Annotated in this window: 21 protein-coding genes and 1 pseudogene; 19 read left to right on the top strand and 3 right to left on the bottom strand. The window is 53.5% G+C overall.

All coding sequences use genetic code 11. The features are described from left to right. The first annotated feature begins 80 nt into the window (after nt 1-80). Both HY768_06025 and HY768_06020 read left to right on the top strand, forming a co-directional pair. Nucleotides 81-308, top strand: coding sequence for a hypothetical protein (locus HY768_06025; protein MBI4726765.1), 228 nt, complete (start codon nt 81-83; stop codon nt 306-308). Between the two features lie 129 nt (nt 309-437). After that, the gene (locus tag HY768_06020) at nt 438-671 is read left to right on the top strand and encodes a YgiT-type zinc finger protein (GenBank protein MBI4726764.1); all 234 of its coding nucleotides are present in this window, start codon (nt 438-440) and stop codon (nt 669-671) included. Nucleotides 672-932: 261 nt separating this feature from the next. Here the strand turns inward: HY768_06020 and HY768_06015 are convergent, their stop codons facing one another. Together HY768_06015 and HY768_06010 are read right to left on the bottom strand one after the other, a co-directional pair. Beyond that, on the bottom strand, nt 933-1604 hold the full coding sequence (locus HY768_06015; protein MBI4726763.1) for a transposase: 672 nt from the start codon (nt 1602-1604) through the stop codon (nt 933-935). Continuing rightward, entirely contained in the window at nt 1579-1977 is a 399-nt protein-coding gene (locus HY768_06010; protein ID MBI4726762.1) for a transposase, read from the bottom strand. The genes HY768_06015 and HY768_06010 overlap by 26 nt, the downstream gene beginning before the upstream one ends. A 294-nt stretch (nt 1978-2271) precedes the next feature. Here HY768_06010 and HY768_06005 point away from each other — a divergent pair, with 294 nt between their 5' ends. From HY768_06005 to HY768_05925, 17 genes are all read left to right on the top strand, one after another. Continuing rightward, nucleotides 2272-2511, top strand: a complete 240-nt coding sequence (locus HY768_06005; protein ID MBI4726761.1) for a CopG family transcriptional regulator — start codon at nt 2272-2274, stop codon at nt 2509-2511. Then, nucleotides 2504-2785, top strand: a complete 282-nt coding sequence (locus HY768_06000) for a type II toxin-antitoxin system RelE/ParE family toxin (protein MBI4726760.1) — start codon at nt 2504-2506, stop codon at nt 2783-2785. Before HY768_06005 ends, HY768_06000 begins: the two co-directional genes overlap by 8 nt. Before the next feature lie 120 nt (nt 2786-2905). Beyond that, nucleotides 2906-3103 (top strand): type II toxin-antitoxin system HicB family antitoxin, encoded by a 198-nt coding sequence (locus tag HY768_05995; protein MBI4726759.1) that lies wholly within the window; start codon nt 2906-2908, stop codon nt 3101-3103. Beyond that, entirely contained in the window at nt 3100-3273 is a 174-nt protein-coding gene (locus HY768_05990; GenBank protein ID MBI4726758.1) for a type II toxin-antitoxin system HicA family toxin, read from the top strand. The genes HY768_05995 and HY768_05990 overlap by 4 nt, the downstream gene beginning before the upstream one ends. A gap of 15 nt (nt 3274-3288) precedes the next feature. After that, nucleotides 3289-4215 carry a 3-phosphoglycerate dehydrogenase gene (locus HY768_05985; protein MBI4726757.1) on the top strand — a complete coding sequence of 309 codons (927 nt, stop codon included), beginning with the start codon at nt 3289-3291 and terminating at the stop codon, nt 4213-4215. Nucleotides 4216-4636: 421 nt separating this feature from the next. Then, nucleotides 4637-5872 (top strand): DUF1015 domain-containing protein, encoded by a 1236-nt coding sequence (locus HY768_05980; protein ID MBI4726756.1) that lies wholly within the window; start codon nt 4637-4639, stop codon nt 5870-5872. Between the two features lie 164 nt (nt 5873-6036). Then, nucleotides 6037-6912 (top strand): YicC family protein, encoded by an 876-nt coding sequence (locus tag HY768_05975; GenBank protein MBI4726755.1) that lies wholly within the window; start codon nt 6037-6039, stop codon nt 6910-6912. Between the two features lie 312 nt (nt 6913-7224). After that, the gene (locus tag HY768_05970; protein MBI4726754.1) at nt 7225-9258 is read left to right on the top strand and encodes a hypothetical protein; all 2034 of its coding nucleotides are present in this window, start codon (nt 7225-7227) and stop codon (nt 9256-9258) included. A gap of 223 nt (nt 9259-9481) precedes the next feature. After that, nucleotides 9482-10099 (top strand): guanylate kinase, encoded by a 618-nt coding sequence (gene gmk, locus HY768_05965; GenBank protein MBI4726753.1) that lies wholly within the window; start codon nt 9482-9484, stop codon nt 10097-10099. A gap of 69 nt (nt 10100-10168) precedes the next feature. Further along, complete coding sequence (rpoZ, locus tag HY768_05960) at nt 10169-10360, top strand: DNA-directed RNA polymerase subunit omega (GenBank protein MBI4726752.1); 192 nt, start codon at nt 10169-10171, stop codon at nt 10358-10360. Further along, complete coding sequence (gene coaBC, locus HY768_05955) at nt 10357-11568, top strand: bifunctional phosphopantothenoylcysteine decarboxylase/phosphopantothenate--cysteine ligase CoaBC (GenBank protein MBI4726751.1); 1212 nt, start codon at nt 10357-10359, stop codon at nt 11566-11568. Before rpoZ ends, coaBC begins: the two co-directional genes overlap by 4 nt. After that, nucleotides 11558-12259, top strand: coding sequence for a uracil-DNA glycosylase (locus HY768_05950; GenBank protein MBI4726750.1), 702 nt, complete (start codon nt 11558-11560; stop codon nt 12257-12259). Before coaBC ends, HY768_05950 begins: the two co-directional genes overlap by 11 nt. Nucleotides 12260-12296: 37 nt before the next feature. Then, nucleotides 12297-13667, top strand: coding sequence for a replicative DNA helicase (gene dnaB / locus HY768_05945; protein ID MBI4726749.1), 1371 nt, complete (start codon nt 12297-12299; stop codon nt 13665-13667). A gap of 21 nt (nt 13668-13688) precedes the next feature. Beyond that, the gene (locus HY768_05940; GenBank protein MBI4726748.1) at nt 13689-14342 is read left to right on the top strand and encodes a hypothetical protein; all 654 of its coding nucleotides are present in this window, start codon (nt 13689-13691) and stop codon (nt 14340-14342) included. Further along, nucleotides 14300-14473 carry a hypothetical protein gene (locus HY768_05935; GenBank protein ID MBI4726747.1) on the top strand — a complete coding sequence of 58 codons (174 nt, stop codon included), beginning with the start codon at nt 14300-14302 and terminating at the stop codon, nt 14471-14473. The genes HY768_05940 and HY768_05935 overlap by 43 nt, the downstream gene beginning before the upstream one ends. Before the next feature lie 958 nt (nt 14474-15431). Beyond that, complete coding sequence (locus HY768_05930; GenBank protein ID MBI4726746.1) at nt 15432-17414, top strand: APC family permease; 1983 nt, start codon at nt 15432-15434, stop codon at nt 17412-17414. Between the two features lie 145 nt (nt 17415-17559). After that, a complete protein-coding gene (locus tag HY768_05925) occupies nt 17560-18663 on the top strand; it encodes an aminopeptidase (GenBank protein MBI4726745.1) in 1104 nt (367 codons plus the stop codon). A 45-nt stretch (nt 18664-18708) separates the two neighbouring features. Here HY768_05925 and HY768_05920 read toward each other — a convergent pair. Continuing rightward, nucleotides 18709-20214 (bottom strand): annotated as a pseudogene (locus tag HY768_05920) (ISKra4 family transposase). Between the last annotated feature and the right edge of the window lie 75 nt (nt 20215-20289).

Raw genomic sequence — 20289 nt, 5'->3', positions numbered from 1 at the left:
TTGCGTGATCAGTCAAAAGGTTTTACCTTATCCCGTATTGTCACATTAACAAAACGCCAAGAACGCATCCTTAAAGCTGTATCTCCTCAGCTCCTCAAAGGACTGTAGTGTATATTTATGCTACGGAATTCAGGTATATCCTTACAGGAAAACGTGGTAATTACTTGACTGATTTATGGGAATATGATACAACTTCCGACACTTGGACACGAAAAGCTGATTTTCCAGGAACCCCACGAGACCGAGCCGTTGGTTTTTCAATCGGCACAAAAGGATATATCGGTACAGGTGCCAGTGGTTTTTTTTAATAAGAAAGAGAGAGATGAACGCTCCCACGGTAAGTTTAGCAAGTTTACAATTTCAAAACGCAATATTATAGTCGTGGTAAAAGATTGCAAACCAGCATTCATTATTACGGCCAATAGGAGGTGATTATTATGCAGTGTCCAAATGGTTGTCCATCCTCAATGGAGGAAAGGAAGGAGGAAAAAATCTTCCATCGTAATGGCGCGCCGATCGTCATTTCTGATTTGGTTATGTATGTATGCCCAAACTGTGGGCAGGAATCAATGCCTTTTTCCTCAGCAAGGATCGTGGAGAATATCTTAAATGGTAAGGCGAAATCAACCGGTAAGTTTACTGCCGAATTATACGAAGTTAGTTCCGTATAGTAACGGCAGATAACACGGGGATAATCAGAAAACAATCGTAACTGTTCAGGCCACCAAGGCACCAAGGCACGATTATATTTTGACAGGATATATAGGGTTTTTCATCTACAGTATTAATGAGTCCACTCTAAAAAGGGTATGCTAAAAGTGACCGCCTATTTTTTCGTTTTCGTTTTCAAAAAACGATATCAATATTGAAAAACATCGGTTTTAGATAAAAATCAGCTTTTGCTCTCTAGTTACACTATCCCCTGGCCGTTTTTATCCGGCCACCAAGCAAATTCTTCCGTTTTTGATAATGTAATCACGCACCTTGACCAGGTACCGGACAATCCGGCCAAAGTTAATGACCACTGCCGATATCATGGCAAAGATGATAGTCTTAAAATTACCCCGCACTTTCACTTTGCCGCCAGGCATGTCACGCTTGAACTCAGGCACACTTGCTTCCACATTGGCGCGCAGTTTTTGACGTTCGGGTGGCAGTTTATATATGTTGGCCTGACGTTGTTTCCTTTGGTAATCTTTATCGGTAAAATAGTACCTGCCTGCGCCGCCGCTTCGGCAGGCAGGCCTGCCTGAAGCATGTTTGCATTGTCCGGCTAACGGGCAGCCGGCGCAGCAGGTGGCGTCAAACTGCGCTTTATAACGGGTACTAGTATTTTCAGCAGCAACCGTTTGGCCGGGACAGGAAACCGTATATCTCTGCCGTTCATCCTTGCTAATGGTGATTTCAACCCCATCAGATTTGGTGCCCTTGATGCCGGTTTGCACCATAGTGATTTTCAACTCTTGGCATTTAACGTCGTTTTCGGCATTGGGGTACGCTCCGTCCACGTGCATTTCATTCAAGTCAGACGTTTTTTGTTTGAGCTTCTCCAGCCGATTACCCAGGATTTTCCCGTCGTCAACATTGTTGGCAGCTACGGACACGTCGCTGATCAGATTTAGGGAAATGGATTTTGGCTTCGACCGCTTTGCAGTAGGCCCTCAACTTTTTGCCCCGGATGATCTTTTTCTTGATGAGTTTCTTGACCAGTTCCTGGTTGATCTCCCGGGCTAATTCCGGGCCGTACAAATTAGTCAGCTTGACCAAAGTCGTATCATCGGGAACTTTGCTGCTCAATGACAAGCGGCAAAACCGGCGCCATTTGAAACTGTCGGACACCTCCTTCACTAAGGTGTCGTATCCCATCTGATAGCGGTGCTTGAGATACATCAACCGAAGATAAGATTCTATTGGCGTGCTGTTCCGCCCGGTGTTCAGCTTCTTAAACGTCTTGTGTTTCTTGAAATACGGCAGCAAAAACCGCTAATAGTAGACTTTTTTCCACCAAAATACCCGAAATACGCAAATAATATTGGATTGATAGAATCGGGAATGTCCACTAATATATCCTCCGAGTAATAAGGGCCAGGATATCTTTCGGGATGGCCATTTCATATTTCCCGCTGTTGGGGGCTTCGTAACCGCAGCATAATTCCTCCGTTGTTGTCCCTAATTATACCATTTTCTAACGGCCAACGGAAGTGAAATCCGCATGTTTACTGCATATTTGTCACTTCTTTTTCAGTGAAAACTAATTAACGGAGAAACGCCATGCCAACCACCATTACCCTGCGGCTGGACGACAAGGCCTACAAAATGTTCCGCATCCTGTCCCAGCGCGACAACCGGCCGCTGTCCAATTTCATCGAGACCGCGGCCCTGCGCTACATCGAAGAATCCAGCCTGGCTGACGAGGCCGAAATGGCGGAAATAAAGCCGGATAAATCCCTTAATGCCAGCCTTAAGCGCGGCCGGCGCGACGCCAAGGCCCGAAAGGGCCGCTTTGCCTGAGTTCCGCATCTTCGAGACCGCCGAGTTCCTGGCCCGCCTGAAGCGGCTGGAGCCGGCCCGGAGGGAATTCCTGGAGCGGAAGATCAGGGAATACGTCTATCCCCGGTTAAGGCAGGAACCATACTACGGCCCCCAGATCAGAAAGCTGCGAGGCTATTCGCCGGACACCTGGCGGTACCGGATCGGCGATTACCGCCTGTTTTACTCCAGAGACAGCAAGGAGCGGATCGTCTACCTGCTGACAATTGACGATAGGAAGGATGCGTACCGCTGAAGCATATCCCAACCGCCGGGTCGCCGGCGGTTGGCTGTTGACTTTTAAAGCCGGTTTTGATACCATTTTAAGGTTGGACAATCAGGAAATGATCGTAAGCATAATACCCGTGGAGGTTATATGAAAACAAAAATAAACATGATCTATTGGAAGGGCAAGAAATACTGGGTGGGCAAGCTTCTTGAACATCCTGAGATCATGAGCCAGGGCGAGACCCTTAAGGAACTTGAAGAAAACATGAGGGATGCCTACCAATTGATGATGATGGATGAAGTGCCTGCCCAGCACAAGATCAAGGAGCTGGCCCTTTCGGTATGAAGAGGAAAGATCTCATCAAAACCTTGTCCGGCCTGAGCTGCATCCTGGTTCGCCGGGGCGGACGGCACGATCTATTCAAGAACCCGGCCACCGGCAAACAACAACCGGTGCCCAGACATACCGAGATCGACGAGCATTTGGCAAAACACATCATAAAAGAATTATCATAAATAAGGGAGACGATCATGGCAAAAAAAGTGCTGTTGGCCACCGAAAAACCCTTCGCCAAGGTGGCGGTGGAAGGGATCTCCAAGATCTTCACCGCGGCCGGCTACGAGCTGGTCAAGCTGGAAAAATACACCGACAAGGCCGACCTGCTGAAGGCCGCGGCCGATGCCGATGCCATGATCATCCGTTCGGACAAGGCCGATGCGGCAGTGATCGAGGCGGCAAAGAACCTGAAGGTCATCGTCCGGGCCGGGGCCGGGTACGACAATATAGACCTGGCCGCCGCCACTGGAAAAGGCATCTGCGCCATGAACACCCCGGGCCAGAACTCTAACGCGGTGGCCGAGCTGGCCGTCGGGATGATGGTCTTTTTGGCCCGCAATAAATTCACCGAGGGCAACGGCTCGGAGCTTAAGGGCAAGAAGCTGGGCATTCACGCCTACGGCAATGTCGGCAGATTAGTATCCGCCATCGCCAAGGGTTTCGGAATGACGGTCTGCGCCTTTGATCCCTTCGTGGAAAAATCCAAGATGGAGGCCGAGGGGGTCAAGGTCTTCGACAAGATGGAGGACCTCTATTCCCAGTGCGACTATGTCTCCCTGCACATCCCGGCCAACGAGAAGACTAAAAAATCCATCAACTACGATCTGTTGGTCAGGATGAAGAAGGGCGCGGCCCTGATCAACACCGCCCGCAAGGAAGTGATAGACGAAGAGGGTTTAAAGAAGGTGATGGCCGAGCGCGAGGATCTGAAGTACGCCACCGACATTGCGCCGGACTGCCAGGCCGAGATCGCCGAAATCTTTAGTAACCGCTACCATGCCACCAAGAAGAAAATGGGCGCCGAGACCTCGGAGGCCAACATCAACGCCGGGCTGGCCGCCGCCAACCAGATCGTCAAGTTTTTGGAGAAGGGCGATCGGACGTTCCAGGTGAACAAATAACCCCACCCTTAATCCCTCCCCTGATAAATCAGGAGAGGGAGACCTGCATAGATAAATTCTGACGGTTGTTATGATTGTAGGGGCAATTCATTCTACTTCGTTTGCCTTTGGCTTACTTCGTAGGACGCGTGAATTGCCCCTATGTTATTTTAGGGTAAAACGGGGTTTTATCCGCCTTCGCAGGTAGATGCTACGGCGGACGCCGTCGGCCATGGCCTTTGGCGCCGGACGATGTCGCTGATTACTCAAGGCGGATAACCCCGCCACTGGCGGGGTAACCTAGGGAAAGGAACCACGGGCTTTGCCCGTGGGGCTCCATTTTACGGGGTTTTATTTGGTTGAAATTCGGGCTGAAATATAATAGAATTAACGATAATTGAGTCTAAACAATATTTTACAATATAAAACATCAGGAGCATTAATGGCAATTGTTCTACCGTTCAAGGCGGTCCGCCCCAGGAAAGAGTTTGCCAAAGACATCGCCGCGCCGCCCTACGACGTGGTCAACAGCGAAGAGGCCCGGGAGCTGGCCAAAGGCAACGACAAAAGCTACCTGCACATAAGTCGGCCGGAGATAGACCTGGACCCCAAGATCGACGAGCACGATGACCAGGTCTACCAGCAGGGCAAGATCAACTTCGAAAAATTCAAGACCAATGGTTGGCTGTTCCAGGAAGAAAAACCCTGCTTTTATATCTACAAGCAGGTGATGGGCAGCCACTCGCAGATCGGCCTGGTGGCGTCGGCCTCGGCCGAGGATTACGATAAGGATATTATCAAGAAGCACGAGCATACCCGGCCCGACAAGGAGGACGACCGCACCCGGCACATCAGCGCCATCAACGCCAACACCGAGCCGGTGTTCTTCACCTACCCGGCGGTCCCGGCCATAGACTCTATTGTCAACGACTGGATCAAGAAAACCCCGGAATACGATTTCACCTCGGACGACGGCGTCAAGCACACCCTGTGGGTCTGCGATGACCGGAAGATTGTGGAATCGCTGAAGGTTGAATTCTCAAAACTGAAATATATGTACCTGGCCGACGGCCATCATCGCAGCGCCGCCGCCTGGCGCCTGTGGAAGGAGCGGAAGGCCAAAAATCCCAAGCACACCGGTAAAGAGGAATATAATTTCTTTTTGACCGTGATCTTTCCTGACAACCAAATGAACATCATGGCTTATAACCGGGTGGTGAAGGACCTGAACGGAAATTCCAAAGAAGAATTCCTCAAAAAGATCGGCCCAAAATTCCAGGTTTCCGAAAATGCTCCGGACGTTCCCGGAGGCAATCTGAAATTCTCCATGTATCTGGACAGGAAGTGGCATCTTTTGACCGCCAAGGACGGCAGCTACGATCAGAATGATCCGGTGAAACGGCTGGATGCCTCAATATTGCAGGATAATCTTCTGCATCCCATTTTGGGCATAGAGAACCCCCGCACCGACAAGAGGATCAACTTCGTGGGCGGAATCCGGGGGACAAAGGAATTAGTCAAATTGGTGGACTCAGGCAAGTATGCGGCGGCTTTCTCTTTGCATCCGGTCAACATCAAACAACTGATCTCGGTGGCCGATTCCGGGCAGGTGATGCCGCCCAAGAGCACTTGGTTCGAGCCGAAACTGAGAAGCGGGTTGTTCGTCCACCAGTATTAAAGCCGGGCTTTGCGAAACCGGGCATGGCGTTCATTATCGCATAAAATATTGAAATAAAATCAGGGTTGGAGCAGATCTCCGGCCCTTTATTTTTTTTGCCACTTTAAAATTGACATAACCCTTATTTATGGTATAATAACAAGCTAACTCACAATAAGGTTTGCATGATAAAGAGCATGACCGGTTTCGGCCGGGCCGAAGCCAGGACCGAAGAACATCAGATCGGGATCGAGGTCCGTTCGGTCAACAACCGCTATTCCGAGATATCCTTACGGCTGCCCCGGGCCTTCGCCTGCCTGGAAGCCAGGATAAAAACTTTGATCCAGCAAAAAATCTCGCGGGGCTCGGTCACCCTGGTGCTGAATTACAGCGGCCGGGAGCAGGCTTCCCTGCCCAGGCTGGACATCAAGGCGGCCCGCCATTACCATAAGATCCTGCTGACCTTAAAAAAAGAACTGGGACTTATGGGCGGGGTAGACATCAGGGCCATCACCGCCTTCCCCGATGTGCTGGCGGTGGTCCCGGCCGGCTTTTCGGAGCAGAAGGCCTGGCAGCTGGCGGAAGGACCCCTGACCAAAGGTCTGGCCGAACTGAACCGGATGCGGCAGCAGGAAGGAAAAAGGCTGGAGGCCGAATTTAAAAAACGTTTGAACAACATCAACCAGATAATGGTCCAGATAGAGAAGCTGGCCGAAGGCCGGGTGGCGGAATACCGGAAGCAGCTGCAGTCAAAAATGGACAAACTTTTGGCCGGGACCGGGGCCGATGAGGGCCGGCTGGCCCAGGAGGCCGCGATCTATGCCGACCGCTGCGACATCACCGAAGAATGCGTCCGGCTGAAGATCCACCTTAAGGCCTTTGATCAATTCCTGAAGACTCCGGAACCGGTGGGCCGCCGGATGGATTTTCTGTTGCAGGAGATGAACCGGGAATCCAATACCATGGGGGCCAAGGCCAACCAGGCCACAATCTCCCAGCTGACGGTGCAGCTAAAGGAGGAGATCGAAAAAATGCGGGAGCAGGTCCAAAACATAGAATAAGACTACGGCAAAACTAACCACTGAAACACGGAAATATTGGAAACACGGAATAATGCCCATTAATTTTATCCGCCTTCGCAGAAGACCACGGGCTATGCCCGTGGATGAATGCGCATCAAGTAGATGCTACGGCGGATGTCGCTGATTACTCAAGGCGGATAACCCCGCCACTGGCGGGGTAACCTAGGGAAAGGAACCACGGGCTTTGCCCGTGGGGCTCCATAACTTCAGTGATTTTCATTTCGATAATTCAGTGTTTCCGTGTAAAAGTAATTTTGTAGTAGTTCCAGAATAGCAAAGGAGAAATATTTTATGAAGAAAATCTTATTATCCGGATTACTTCTGGCCGTACTGGCTCGAGGCCTGTGCGCTCAAAACATAGACAGCGCCTTAAATTTTTACATCAAGATGAGCACCCCGGACCTGAACCTCTATTTTTTGGACCACGGATTTTTGGACGTCGTCCAAGCCCACGGCACGGTGGGGATGATGGTCAACCCGGCCGGCCTGGAGCGCACCCAGGGGTTGGACATCTTCGTGGCCGGCAGCCTTTCCAAGGACGTCAGCGGCGATTTCAAGATCAAGGTGATCGACAGCTCGGAAGTCTCCCCGTCCATCAGCGTTCCCACCACCGTCACGCTCACCGACCTGGGCGGCCTGGACTATGTGGGGGTGGCCGGCAAGGCCGGGCCCGTCGGGATCGGAATAGCCGTGCAGCGGGGCTCCGGCATGGAGATGGGCCTGGACAGCGGGATCGTCCAGATTTCCAAGTCCCTTTCCTACGAATACCCCTACTTGCTGGACAGCACCGTCACCGGCTTCAACGACACCGTGACCGTGAACTGGAAGCTCTCCGGCACCGGGGTCATCACCATGGGAGGGCAGGGGAACCTTTCATTGATGAATACCCCGGTATTTTTGGGCAGCGGCACCAAGTTCGGGCCGTTCAAAGTGGGCATGGGCCTTAAGGTTACCAAGATGGCCGCCACCGGCGATTTCTCCATCAATACTTCGGGACGGGTGACGAATCTTAGCGGTATCGTCGACGATAGCCTGTCCCGCATCCGCTTCGACAGCGTTTCGGTGCGCAGCAGCTTCGACAGTTCCATATTCTACGACCGCTTCACCTGCACTTTGTCCGGCACCCAAGTCAGCATGGTCTTAAGCGCCAATTTCGAAATACCCATTCTCAAGGCCGGCATGTCCATAGAAAAAGGAATGCCTTACACCCTTACGGGTGATTATTACAATAACGCCGGGATCCCCTTCGGCCAGCCCCGGTTGGATTCGGTCAGCGTTGGTTCTTTGGCCTATGACACATTGACCCAGACCTTTACCGGTGATGCAAATCTGTATTTGGGAGGGATTGAATATAAGCACAAGTCCGCCGACCAGCAGACCGGAATAGATTTTCCCGGGATGCTTTCGATCAAGGCTTCGCTAGGGCTCAAGTTCTGGGGCTTTAGGCTGGGCATCAACGGCGGCACCGACATCATGAACGGCCAGTGGCCGATGCTGGGCAACGCCTACACCTCGGCCGGGACATCGCTTTCCATCAAAAAGGCCACCTTATGCCTGGGGCTGGCCGGGCGCTGGCAGTATGTGGCCCTGGACCAGAAAAAAATATACAGCACCCCGCCCATGGTGCTGGCCGGAGCGGGCCTGCGGATGCCGGTCTATGTGGGCGAAGTGATGCTGGCCACCCGAATGAACCTGGCCAACGGCCTGCTTAAGGTTCAGAACCTGAGCGGGGGCGGCGATTTCAAACCTTGGGAGACCCTGGCCCTGAGCGCCGGTGTAAGGGTTGATCTGGGGTTCCTTTCCAGGTCGGACAAAAAATCACAGACGGCCGGAACCGAAACCGCCAAACCGGTTGAGGAAGTAAAACCTGGAGCCAGGCTGGGCCAGGTGACCATTGAGGGCGCGGCCCTGACGGCCACCGGAGACACCTTGCAGATAAAAGCCGCGGTCAACATCTATCAGGGCCCCAACGCCTCCTGGCAGGACGCCCTGGTCTACGCCGATTTCCTGCGAACCGAAATGGCCAATACCGGGCGTTTCAGCATCACTCCCAAGGACCGGATGCAGGAACTGCTGGCCAGGAAAAATATGGGCCAGACGTATTGCCTGGAGCCGATCTGCGCCGCCCAGATGGGTCAGGCTTTGAACGTCAGACAAATGCTGGTGGGTCAGATAGACAAGACCGAGACCGGCTATTATGTGAAGGTTTTTTTGGTGGATGCCGCCACCGGCCAGCAGCTGAGGGTTGACCAGGACCAGGGGGCCGACCTGACCGCCGTCTGTGCTTCAACCGGGGAACTGGCCAAGCGGCTGCTGCTGCAATAATACTGAATAAATTTTACCACGCTTGCGCGCCGTAACGCTACAGCGTGCAGGCACGGAAGCATTGAAGCACTAAATTCACGGAATAAAAAACTGGTAATTATTTGCATGTTATTCTACGGTTTTTAATTTGATATATTTAACGGTAGATTTTCCGTGCTTCTCACAATTCTGTTTCAGTGGTTAGTTCTAGAGTATTCACAAAACATAACAATCGCGAAATACTATGATCTATCCCGACCGCAAAGGCTTTCCCATAATTCTCTCGGCCCCGTCCGGGGCTGGCAAGACCACCCTGTGCCGGGGCATAGTGGCCCTGCATCCCGAGATTTACTATTCCATCTCGGTCACCTCCCGGCCGCCCCGGGCGGGCGAGCGCGAGGGTCAGGATTACCGCTTCGTCCCGGCCAAGGAGTTCGAGCAGATGCTGGAGGAGGGCCGGCTTCTGGAATGGGCCATGGTCCACGAGAATTACTACGGCACCCCCCGCAAACAGATCGACGACAAACTCAACGCCGGCCAGGATGTGATCATGGACATCGACACGGTAGGGGCCAGGTCCATAAAAAAACTTTACCCCCAGGCGGTCACCATATTTGTGCTGCCTCCGACTTTTAAGGAACTGAAGACCCGGCTGAAGGGCCGGGCCGCCGATTCCGAAGAAGTAATCAACAAACGGCTGAACCGGGCCAAGCTGGAGATGCAGGAGATCGGCGATTTTGAATACTGGTTGATAAACGACAAGTTCGACCAGACCGTCAAAGCAGTGGCCGCCATCATCGAAGCCGAGCGCTGCAGGCTGGTCCGCTACAACCGGGATGAAGTGGTCAACGTGATAAAGTGACGGCGGGGCAGATAAAAAATCAGAAATCAGAAATCAAAAATTAAAAAATCTATAAACGGAGGGACTACCATGGGCTTCATACCAATCGATGAGATTTCCAAAGGGCTGGAGAACAAATATATCGCGGTGCTGGTGGCGGCCAGAGAGGCCAGGCGTTTGCACGAGATCCGCCGGATGTCATCCCGGGAGATGGAAATAAAGCCGATCACCATGGCCCTGGAACGGATGCGCGACGGACAGGTGGTCTTTCAGCGGACATGAGTTCCGGCAAAAAAATACTCTTGGGGGTAACCGGCAGCATCGCGGCCTACAAGGCTCTTGACCTGGCCAGCCGGCTGCGCAAAAAAGGGCACCAGGTGACCGCAGTGATGACCAAGTCGGCCTGCCAGTTGGTGGGCCCGGCCTCGTTCGAATCGCTGACCGGAAACCCGGTGGCCTTGGAACTTTTCCCAAAACAAAAGCCCCAGCAGATCGAGCACATTTCGCTGGCCCAGTGGGCCGACCTGGTGCTGATAGCCCCGGCCACCGCCAATTTCCTGGGCAAGGCGGCCAACGGCATCGCCGACGATCTTTTAACCACCGTGGCCCTGGCCGCCACCGTTCCCATTCTGATAGCCCCGGCCATGAACGTCAACATGTGGCAGAGCCGGGCGGTGCAGGAGAACCTGAAAAAACTGAAATCTTTCGGCTGGAAGATCATCGAGCCGGAGAGCGGCCGCCTGGCCTGCGGCGACATCGGCAAGGGGCGGCTGGCCTCGCTGGAGACAATAGAAAAGGCCATCCAGGAAGCGCTTTACCCCAGCCGGCAGCTGGCCGGGATCCCGGTGCTGATCACCGCCGGACGGACAGAGGAGGACATAGATCCGGTGCGGACCATCACCAACCGCTCCTCCGGCAGGATGGGCTACGCCCTGGCGGCTGAGGCTGAAGCCCGGGGAGCCAGGGTCACGCTGATTACCGGACCGGCCGATATCAATCCCCCGCAGGTGCATCATTTGGTCAAGGTAAAGACCGTCGAACAAATGTCCCAGGCGGTAAAAAAACATCTGCCGCTTAACAGGGCGCTGGTAATGACGGCGGCGGTGGCCGATTTCAAACCTTCGAAAACCAGCGTCCAGAAAATAAAACGCGGTCCCGGCACCCTGAATCTCAAACTGGAGCCGGTTTCAGACATTTTGGCCCAGGCGTCCAAAAACAATAAAAAACACGCCCTGCTGATAGGCTTTGCCCTGGAATCACAAGACCTGCTGGCCAACGCCCGGAAGAAACTCATTTCCAAAAATCTGGATTTGATAGTGGCCAACGGCCCCAAGACCATTGCCAGCGGCAAGATCCAGGCCACGCTGCTGGAACCCAAAGGCCGGGCCGTTAAACTGTCCCTGATGGGAAAATCAAAGCTGGCCGGGATCATCCTGGATAAATTGGACGAACTGCTTAAAAAGCGGGAAGAAAATCCGAATGCCCGATAAAATATTAGTGCAAAAAGCAAAGCGCTATTTACAACAGCAGCAGGAATTGGGGGAGACAGAACTGGCGCTGAAACGGGCCAAAGCCAAGGCTCCGGCTCCGGCCAAACCAAAATCCGCAGAGTCAAATGTCTCTTTAGGCGATTACCGCAGCCAGATCGAAAAATGCCAGAAGTGCTCGCTGGGCAAGACCCGGATCAAATTCGTCTTCGGGGACGGCGACCCCAATTCCAAATTGGTATTCGTGGGAGAGGCTCCGGGAAGCGATGAAGACCAGCAGGGCCTGCCGTTTGTGGGCAAGGCCGGGCAGCTTTTGACCAAGATCATTGAAGCCATAAATTTCAAGCGCTCCCAGGTTTACATCTGCAATATTTTAAAATGCCGGCCGCCGGATAACCGGGACCCACTACCGGATGAGATCGAACTCTGCGAGCCGTATCTGATTAGGCAATTGGAGATAATAAAACCGACGGTGATCTGCACCCTGGGCGCCTTTGCCTCTCAGACCCTTTTAAAGACCGATATCCCCATTTCCAAGCTTCGGGGCAAAATACATTACTATCAAAACATAAAACTCGTTCCCACCTTTCATCCGGCGGCGCTGCTGCGCAACCCGGCCTGGAAGCGGGATACCTGGGAGGACGTGAAACTAGTGCGCCAGATATACGACCAGGAGGTTAAACATGGCGGATAACCAGCAGCTGCCCGACCGGCCAATGCCGGACAGACAAATGCCTGACCGGGTGCCGCCCCAGTCCCAGGAGGCCGAGATGGCCGTTCTGGGCTCGATGCTTTTGGACAGCGAAGCCCTAAGCCGGGCGGTGGAGGTGATCGCCGACGAGCATAATTTTTATTTTGGGGCTCACCGCAAAATTTACCGGGCGGCGGTAAACCTTTACGAACGCAACCAGCCGGTGGACCTGGTTACTTTGGCCGAGGAACTGCGGCGGCAGAAATCCCTGGACGAAGTGGGCGGGCCGGTCTACCTGACCAGGCTGACCGACAGCGTGGCCACTTCGGCCAACATCGATTATTACGCCCGGATTGTGGTGGAGAAGGCCGTGTTGCGCCGCCTGATAAACTCCGCCTCCGAGATTATTTCCTTCAGCTACCAGGCCACCGAAAACCCGGAGGAACTTTTGGACCGTTCGGAGCAGATGATATTTTCCATCAAGGAACAGCGGCTGCGCAAGAGCCTGATCCCCTTAAAGACCTTCATCCACGACAGTTTTGAGACGGTGGAAAAACTGTACCGGGAGAAGCGGCACATCACCGGGCTGGAGACCGGATTCACCGACCTGGACCTGATAACCTCCGGCCTGCAGAAAGGCGACCTGATAATAGTGGGGGCCCGGCCCTCGGTGGGAAAGACCGCCTTTGCCCTGAATATCGCCCAGCATGTGGCGGTGCAGAACCAAATCCCGGTGGCGGTGTTCAGCCTGGAGATGTCCAAGGAGCAGCTGGTGCTGCGGCTGTTGTGCGCCGAAGCCAGGGTATCGGGCTACAAGGTGCGCAGCGGCTATCTTTCCCAGGAGGAATGGCCGGCCCTAGTCAGCGCGGCTTCGGTGCTGCATCAGGCTCCCATGTACATCGACGACAGTTCGGCCATGAGCCCACTGGAGATCAGGGCCAAGGCCCGACGCTTAAAGGCCGAGGTGGACCTGGGGCTGGTGGTGGTGGATTACCTGCAACTGATGCGGGGCTCGTCGTCCCGGGTCGAAAACCGCCAGCAGGAGATTTCCGAGATCTCCCGCTCGCTGAAGGCCCTGGCCAAGGAGTTGAACGTTCCGGTGCTTGCCCTGTCCCAGCTTTCCCGCTTGAGCGAGCAGCGGGGACAGGATTCCCGGCCCATCCTGTCCGACCTGCGGGAATCCGGGGCCTTGGAACAGGACGCCGACGTGGTGATGTTCCTGCACCGGGATAAGGCGCCGTATAAAAGCAAGGAGAAATGGACCCCGGAGATCAGCATGGAATCGGAAGTGGCCGACCTGATCGTGGCCAAGCAGCGCAACGGGCCGGTGGGCACCAGAAAGCTGACTTTCCTGCGAAGCTATACCCGGTTTGAGAATTACAGCCAGCGCCAGGATGAGAGCCAGCAATAAGACGGATATGCTTTTGCATTAATGTTCTTGACAATATGGATAGTTTTTAGGCATCATCAGGACATAAATTTAACCCCAAAAAAGGAGGCGTACAAGAATATTGAACTGACCAAGGCTCAATTTATCGCACAGGGCGCGCGTTACCGCGGCAGCTATCTGGAAGAACAGTACGGGTACACCAACGGCGTGGCGGCATCCGACGGCGCGGATCTAAGCGCCATCCTGCCGCCGGGCATGCTTAACGGCACCAAGACTGTGGCCGAGCGGGTATCGGCCTCCATGAAGGACAAGGCGCTGCTGGCGGCGGAATCGAAGGACGCCACCCGCGTCCAGAACGGCGCGCTACAGCAGGCCAAGGTATGGCGGCGCAAGGTGGCGATGCGAGCCATGAGCGCCAGGCGTCTGGGCGCGAACCTGCCCGACGGCCTGTGCCGCATCACCCAGGTAAAGCTTGTCCCGGCGATGGCGCAGCAGATGGAAACCATGACCAAGCTGTTGGAGGCAAACGCCAAAAGCCTGGCCGGGACGGACATCGCAAAACTGCTGGCCGAAGGCAAGACGCTGCTGGGGACGCTGAAAACCGCCGACGCCGATCAGGAAGTGAAGCGGTTGAAATCGCTGCCGGATGCCGTGTGCGAGTTCTATGCGGCCAAAGGTACGCGTATGCCTGCCTGAAGGCGATAAACGACGCCGGGCAGTCGCTGCATACCGACAAGCCGGAACTGGCGCACCGCTATAATCTTTCCATCCTGCACCGGCACGCCGGGAAAAAGAAGGTCAAGCCGGAACTGGCGCCGAAGGCGTAACCCCGGTCCCTTAGTCCCCTCTGGGCCAGAGGGGGACAGGGGGTGTGTCCAAACATGTTATTAACGATACTTTCTTGTGACCAAGAAAGTATCCAAAGAAGTCTTTACCCGCCTGTTTCGCACCGAAGCAATTATAACCGGCAGCCTGAACGGGCTGAACATGACATTCACGGAAGCCGATAACACAGCCCGTTCCCTCCCGCGGCAGACGCCCGCCTTTGAAAGGCAGCAAAACAGATGCGGGAGCTACCACCGGGCACCGACCTCACCCCAAACCCCTCTCCTAACGGCCCACTTCGCCGTAGTAGCCATTATTATTGCTGCCTGCTACGTAGGCTGAACATTAGGAGAGGGGCAGGTTTGAGATCGCTAACCCCTTGGTGTCAGGCAGATAACGATTCTGCGCGCCACGCTTGCGCGGACTGTTTTACCCGCCCGTAGCGTAGGAAAACCCGCCCCGACCATAGGAAAATCCTCCCGCAGGGTAGGAATGTTCGCCCGCAGCGCAGTATAACCGGCCCGCACAATAGGAATGCCGGCCCCGAGGGTAGAAATGTCCGTCCGCAGTTCAGACAAACCTGCCAACAGCATGGGAATGATGGCCCGCGCTTTAGCGGATTAAAGGGAAAGACGATGCCGATTGATTGCCGGGAAACAACCGCCCAGTCTCCGGCCTGCAGGCCATAGGAGTGAGCCGGGCCGAAGGGACACAAAGGGCTGAGGAAACCCCATCCGATTTAATTCATAACCCCATTTGATGTTTTGTTCCTGAAATGTTTGGATAGCCAGATAAGATTATTGGGGTATCAGGCCAGATGCCTCTCCCGGTTTGGCGCATTTGATCCGTGAGCGCCAATGTTTGGTGAATATAAAAATCATGTAAATCTTGTCTACCCCCGGGCGTTTTCTAAAACAATGGTCTGTTTAACTTCGATATCAATGTTTTTACAGGAATGATATGCCGTTTTCCGAGTCGGAATTCATCACCAAATTAGTGAACAAGTTCCGCCGCACCGTCATCGGCGGCCCTAAGGATGTGGACGATCCCAAGATCTTTCACAAGATCTCGCTGGTGGCCCTGCTGGCCTGGATCGGGCTGGGGGCCGACGGGCTTTCGTCATCCTCCTACGGTCCGGAAGAAGCCTTTAGAGCGCTGGGCCAGCATACTTATCTGGCCGTCTTTTTAGCGCTGGCCACAGCCCTGACCGTGTTCATCATCTCATACGCCTATTCCCGGATCATCGAGCATTTTCCCCACGGCGGCGGCGGATACATTGTAGCCACCCATACCCTGGGGGAGAAGGCCGGCGTGGTCTCCGGCGCGGCCTTACTGGTGGATTACATTTTAACCATTACCGTTTCCATAACGGCCTGCGGGGCCGCTCTGTTCAGCTTTTTACCCATCCAGTATCATATATACAAAATTCCTTTCTGTGCTTTTCTGATAGTCGTTCTGATAATCCTTAACCTGCGGGGGGTAAAAGAATCTGTAACAGCGTTAGCCCCAATATTTGTCGTGTTCTTTCTGACCCATATCTTTATGATAGGTTACGGTATCTTCTCGCACACTTTTGATTTTGCACCGATCATCGGCGATGTTCATAATTCTTTCAAGGCCGACCTCCAGACCATCGGTTTGCTGGGCGTCATGGCCATATTTGTGCGGGCCTACTCGCTGGGTGCCGGCACTTATACCGGGATAGAAGCCGTCTCCAACGGCTTGCAGGTGATGCGCGAACCCCGGGTGCAGACCGGCAAACGGACCATGGCCCTGATGGCCGGATCGCTGGCCATAACGGCCGGGGGGTTGTTTTTGTGTTATCTGCTGCTGCGGGTTGAGCCGGTGCATGGCAGGACATTAAACGCGGTTTTGGCCGACGCTTTATTCGGACAATGGTCTTTCGGAAAATTACTGGCCCTGATCACCATCCTCTCTGAAGGCGCCCTATTGTTCGTGGCCGCCCAGACCGGCTTCATTGACGGGCCGCGGGTTATGTCCAACATGGCGGTGGATTCCTGGCTCCCGCACCGCTTCGCCTCGCTGTCGGAACGCCTGACCATGAACAACGGCGTGCTTTTGATGGGGATATCATCCCTGATCCTGCTGTTTTACGCTAAGGGTTCGATCTCCATGCTGGTGATCATGTATTCCATCAACGTTTTTCTGACCTTCTCCCTTTCGGAAACAGGGATGATCAGGTATTTCATCACTCACCGCAAACTGGAAAAAGACTGGAAGAAGCATATCCCGGTGCATATCACCGGCCTGATCCTGTGCCTGACGATCCTGTGTATCGCCGTTTACGAGAAATTTCTGCACGGCGGCTGGCTGACCCTGGTGATCACCTTTGTTTTAGTGGTATTCTGCTACCGGATCCGCAACCATTACGAGACCGTTAAAAAGGGATCCCGGGAGCTGGATGAGATGCTGCTGGACCTTCCCACCACCGGATCCAAGAACGTCGAGCCGCTTAACCCCAAGGAGATGACGGCGGTGGTGCTGGTAAACGAGTACAACGGGTTCGGGGTACACACCCTGCTTTCGGTGATCCGCAATTTTCCAAAACTTTACAAGAATTTCATCTTCATCTCGGTGGCGGTGGTGGACTCCGGCTCTTTCAAGGGGGCCCGGGAAGTGGACGCCCTGAAAAACTCGGTAGAGGATTCGCTGAAGAAATACGTGGACATCGCCCGGCGCTTCGGATTCCCGGCCGATTACCGGATGGATGTGGGCACCGAGGTGATCGAGACCGCCAGTCAGCTCTGCCAGGTGGTGGCCAAGGAATATCCCAGATTAACCGTCTTTGCCAGCAAGCTGATATTCACCAAAGAAAGCATCTTCCACCGGTTCCTGCATAACGAGACCCCCTACGCCCTGCAGCAGCGCCTGCAGTGGCTGGGCATCACCACCGTGGTGCTGCCGATCAGGACCAAGGTCTAATAAACTTAAAACCATAAATCCTAAATAAATACTAATTTTCATTAATTTTCAAAACGGTTTTGTGCTTTAAGGTTTATGACTTTGATATTGTTTAGAAATTAGGAATTAGTATTTGAGATTTTCCAAGTAATGTTTTTATGAGGTTATCATGGACTTGTTGATTCAAAAACATGCCGCGGTCATCGCCAGTTACTGTCTGGATCTTAAAAAGGGTGAAAAGCTCCTGATCCAGGGATCAATAGTAACGCTGCCGTTAATCAAGGAATGCTACCGCCAGGCCATTTTACTGGGGGCCCATCCCCAGGTTAAGATCAGCCACGAAGATCTGGGCGAGATAATGCTCAAACAGGGCAGCTCCGAGCAGATCCAGTTCATCCACCAAAGCGAGCTGACCGCCTACCAAACTTTTGACGCCTTTTTGACTTTGATGGGCACGCTCAACACCAGGCAGATGACGGATGTCGATCCCCAGAAAATAAAATTAGCTTCCCATGCCTTCGCTCCGATCATACAGATATTCATGGAGCGGATGGCCAAAAAGGAGGCCCGCTGGTGCGGCACCATGTTCCCCAACTGGGCCAACGCCCAAGAGGCCAGCATGTCGCTGGCCGACTATCAGGATTTCGTCTACGGCTCCTGTTACCTGAACGAGGAAGACCCGATGGCCAAATGGAAACAGATCCACGCCGACCAGCAGCGCCTGTGCGACATCCTGAACGCCAGGAAGACCCTGCGGATAGTCTCCGAGGACACAGATCTAAAAATGTCCGTGGCCGGGCGCAACTGGGTGAACTGCTCGGGACACGTGAATTTCCCTGACGGCGAAGTGTTCACCGGACCGGTGGAGGACACGGCCGAGGGCGCCATCCGTTTCAGCTTCCCCGGGATCTTCATGGGCCGGGAGGTGGAGGACATCCGGCTGACTTTTGAAAAGGGCAAGGTGGTAAAGGCCGCGGCCGGCAAGGGCGAGGAACTGCTGAACCAGATCCTGAAAACCGACCCCGGCGCCCGGTTCGTGGGCGAGATCGCGGTGGGGACCAACTACAACATCAAGAAGTTCACCCGCAACATGCTGTTCGACGAAAAGATCGGCGGCACGGTGCATCTGGCCATCGGACGCTCGCTACCGGAATCGTTGGGCAAAAACCAGTCGGCGGTACACTGGGATATGCTTTGCGACATGAAGGAGGGCGGGAAGATCTACGCCGATGAACAGTTGGTATATGAGAATGGAAGGTTCATCATTTGAGTGTAGATTTTTTAAAGGGTGTGCGACAAATATATGGGTAAAATATTATGCCGCAGCACGGTACTCCCAAAAGTCTTCCCACCGATTGCTTAAGAGACAGCAGCGCAAGGCGATGATATTATTTGCCCCCCGATTAATGGCCGCCATAACTTTTTCTACTTCGCCTTGATCTAATTCATCATGTCGTTTCTTCGTCCAGTGATCCTGTTTGGTTTGATGATTGGCAAACGCTGCTCTGGCCACGTTCCAATAATGCTCCCGGGCATGCCAAAGATCGATGATTTGAGTTGCTCCATAAAATTGTTCATCGGCAATATTCCAGATCCAGGGCGCTCCGTCCCCTAGCAGATAAACCTTTTCCGCTCTTTCCAAGCCCCGACTTTTGGCTTCTTTATAAATACGGCTTCCAAGGACCTCGGCGGTCTCAATGGCCCCGACATAGCTGGTAGAACCTTCGTCTCTTACCGGACGGCCTTTTTCATCTGCAGCAGTCTGGGTAAAAACACAGCCCAATTTTGCTTCCCGGGTTTTGGCCTCCGCGGTGTTCTTGCCGGGCCGGTCAGCTGTTTCGGCTTTGACTACGGGAACTCCTGTCCCATCCAGGCAGATATACATTTTGGGAATCGGTTTGTTCAAATCCACCTGGTTAGATGATGGCTGATCGGCCTCCCTTTTGTTGAACGCCTCCACCTCGGCTCCCAATTTATAACACTCTCTTTCGATCGCCTTGGCATTCACCGCTATTCCCGATAGCTCTTTAATCTCTTCGTGCCCGATGCCAAAAGGTCTGCAAGCTCCCACCCGGCTCATGATCCTTTTAACACCGGGGCTGTAGGAGGTCCCCTCTATGTCTAGGGCCGTGTCAGTAATAAGCCCGCTTTACTTTCAAGAGGCTTAAAACCGTAAGTAGTTCTTTGTCCCGATACTCTCGAAACTCATACCCATTACCCGCTTCGTCCCGTAAAATCCTTCCCCGGTAATCTCCGCCATCAGCGTTGAGCAATTTTTCCAGCACCTGCCTGCCCAGACCATGCATTGATGACCGGATGCAAAGCTCTAAAGATTCCAGATCAAAATACCCCAGTTTATCCCGATCCCTAAAGGCCAGAGTCACTATGCGGTTAACCTCTTTTTGTATTTCCGCCTGAAGATCCTTTGTAATTTTTTTTTAAGCGTCTCCAGCTCGTTGCCTGCCGCCATTTCAGGGACAGGCCTTTTGTCGCAGATCTCCCCACTTACCTGAACCAGTTCTTCACAAACCTTTAAAAAGCTCCGATGATTGGCAGTCTCGTCCATGTATTTCTGGAGCTCCGGGCCCAACCTTAAATTTTTGGCATAGCTCTTTCCTTTAATGGTCGTGCTCCACAGATACTGGGGGCCATGCCCGGGATGTCCCGGCTGGGTACAAATGCAGTTTTCCTTTCCGCATTTGCGAAAATGGGCCGATATTGTTCCCCGACGGAAATCCTCCAGCTCTTCAAGTTTCTTATACAGCCCCTTCCTTTTGTTTTCTAAATCTTTCAGGGTATTTGGCGCCGGTGAAGAATGAATCGGCAAGCTGGGCTTGGAGTTGGCCTGTCTGCCGAAGCCTCGGCGCAGGCAGGTGGAACCTGTTTCAGGCTGTAG

This window comes from candidate division TA06 bacterium, assembly GCA_016208585.1.
In the GTDB taxonomy this organism is placed as follows: domain Bacteria; phylum Edwardsbacteria; class AC1; order AC1; family EtOH8; genus UBA5202.
Note: the sequence above shows the minus strand (reverse complement) of the source record. Positions and strands in the feature narration are given on the sequence as shown.

What these genes read in the sequence shown, in the direction of transcription:
- rpoZ (MBI4726752.1), top strand. Translation starts at nt 10,169, where the DNA reads ATGGGCTTCATACCAATCGATGAGATTTCCAAAGGGCTGGAGAACAAA.
- HY768_05975 (MBI4726755.1), top strand. Translation starts at nt 6,037, where the DNA reads ATGATAAAGAGCATGACCGGTTTCGGCCGGGCCGAAGCCAGGACCGAA.
- coaBC (MBI4726751.1), top strand. Translation starts at nt 10,357, where the DNA reads ATGAGTTCCGGCAAAAAAATACTCTTGGGGGTAACCGGCAGCATCGCG.
- HY768_05970 (MBI4726754.1), top strand. Translation starts at nt 7,225, where the DNA reads ATGAAGAAAATCTTATTATCCGGATTACTTCTGGCCGTACTGGCTCGA.
- gmk (MBI4726753.1), top strand. Translation starts at nt 9,482, where the DNA reads ATGATCTATCCCGACCGCAAAGGCTTTCCCATAATTCTCTCGGCCCCG.
- HY768_05940 (MBI4726748.1), top strand. Translation starts at nt 13,689, where the DNA reads ATGTTCTTGACAATATGGATAGTTTTTAGGCATCATCAGGACATAAAT.
- HY768_05930 (MBI4726746.1), top strand. Translation starts at nt 15,432, where the DNA reads ATGCCGTTTTCCGAGTCGGAATTCATCACCAAATTAGTGAACAAGTTC.
- HY768_05980 (MBI4726756.1), top strand. Translation starts at nt 4,637, where the DNA reads ATGGCAATTGTTCTACCGTTCAAGGCGGTCCGCCCCAGGAAAGAGTTT.
- HY768_05950 (MBI4726750.1), top strand. Translation starts at nt 11,558, where the DNA reads ATGCCCGATAAAATATTAGTGCAAAAAGCAAAGCGCTATTTACAACAG.
- HY768_05995 (MBI4726759.1), top strand. Translation starts at nt 2,906, where the DNA reads ATGAAAACAAAAATAAACATGATCTATTGGAAGGGCAAGAAATACTGG.
- dnaB (MBI4726749.1), top strand. Translation starts at nt 12,297, where the DNA reads ATGCCTGACCGGGTGCCGCCCCAGTCCCAGGAGGCCGAGATGGCCGTT.
- HY768_06020 (MBI4726764.1), top strand. Translation starts at nt 438, where the DNA reads ATGCAGTGTCCAAATGGTTGTCCATCCTCAATGGAGGAAAGGAAGGAG.
- HY768_05985 (MBI4726757.1), top strand. Translation starts at nt 3,289, where the DNA reads ATGGCAAAAAAAGTGCTGTTGGCCACCGAAAAACCCTTCGCCAAGGTG.
- HY768_06005 (MBI4726761.1), top strand. Translation starts at nt 2,272, where the DNA reads ATGCCAACCACCATTACCCTGCGGCTGGACGACAAGGCCTACAAAATG.
- HY768_05990 (MBI4726758.1), top strand. Translation starts at nt 3,100, where the DNA reads ATGAAGAGGAAAGATCTCATCAAAACCTTGTCCGGCCTGAGCTGCATC.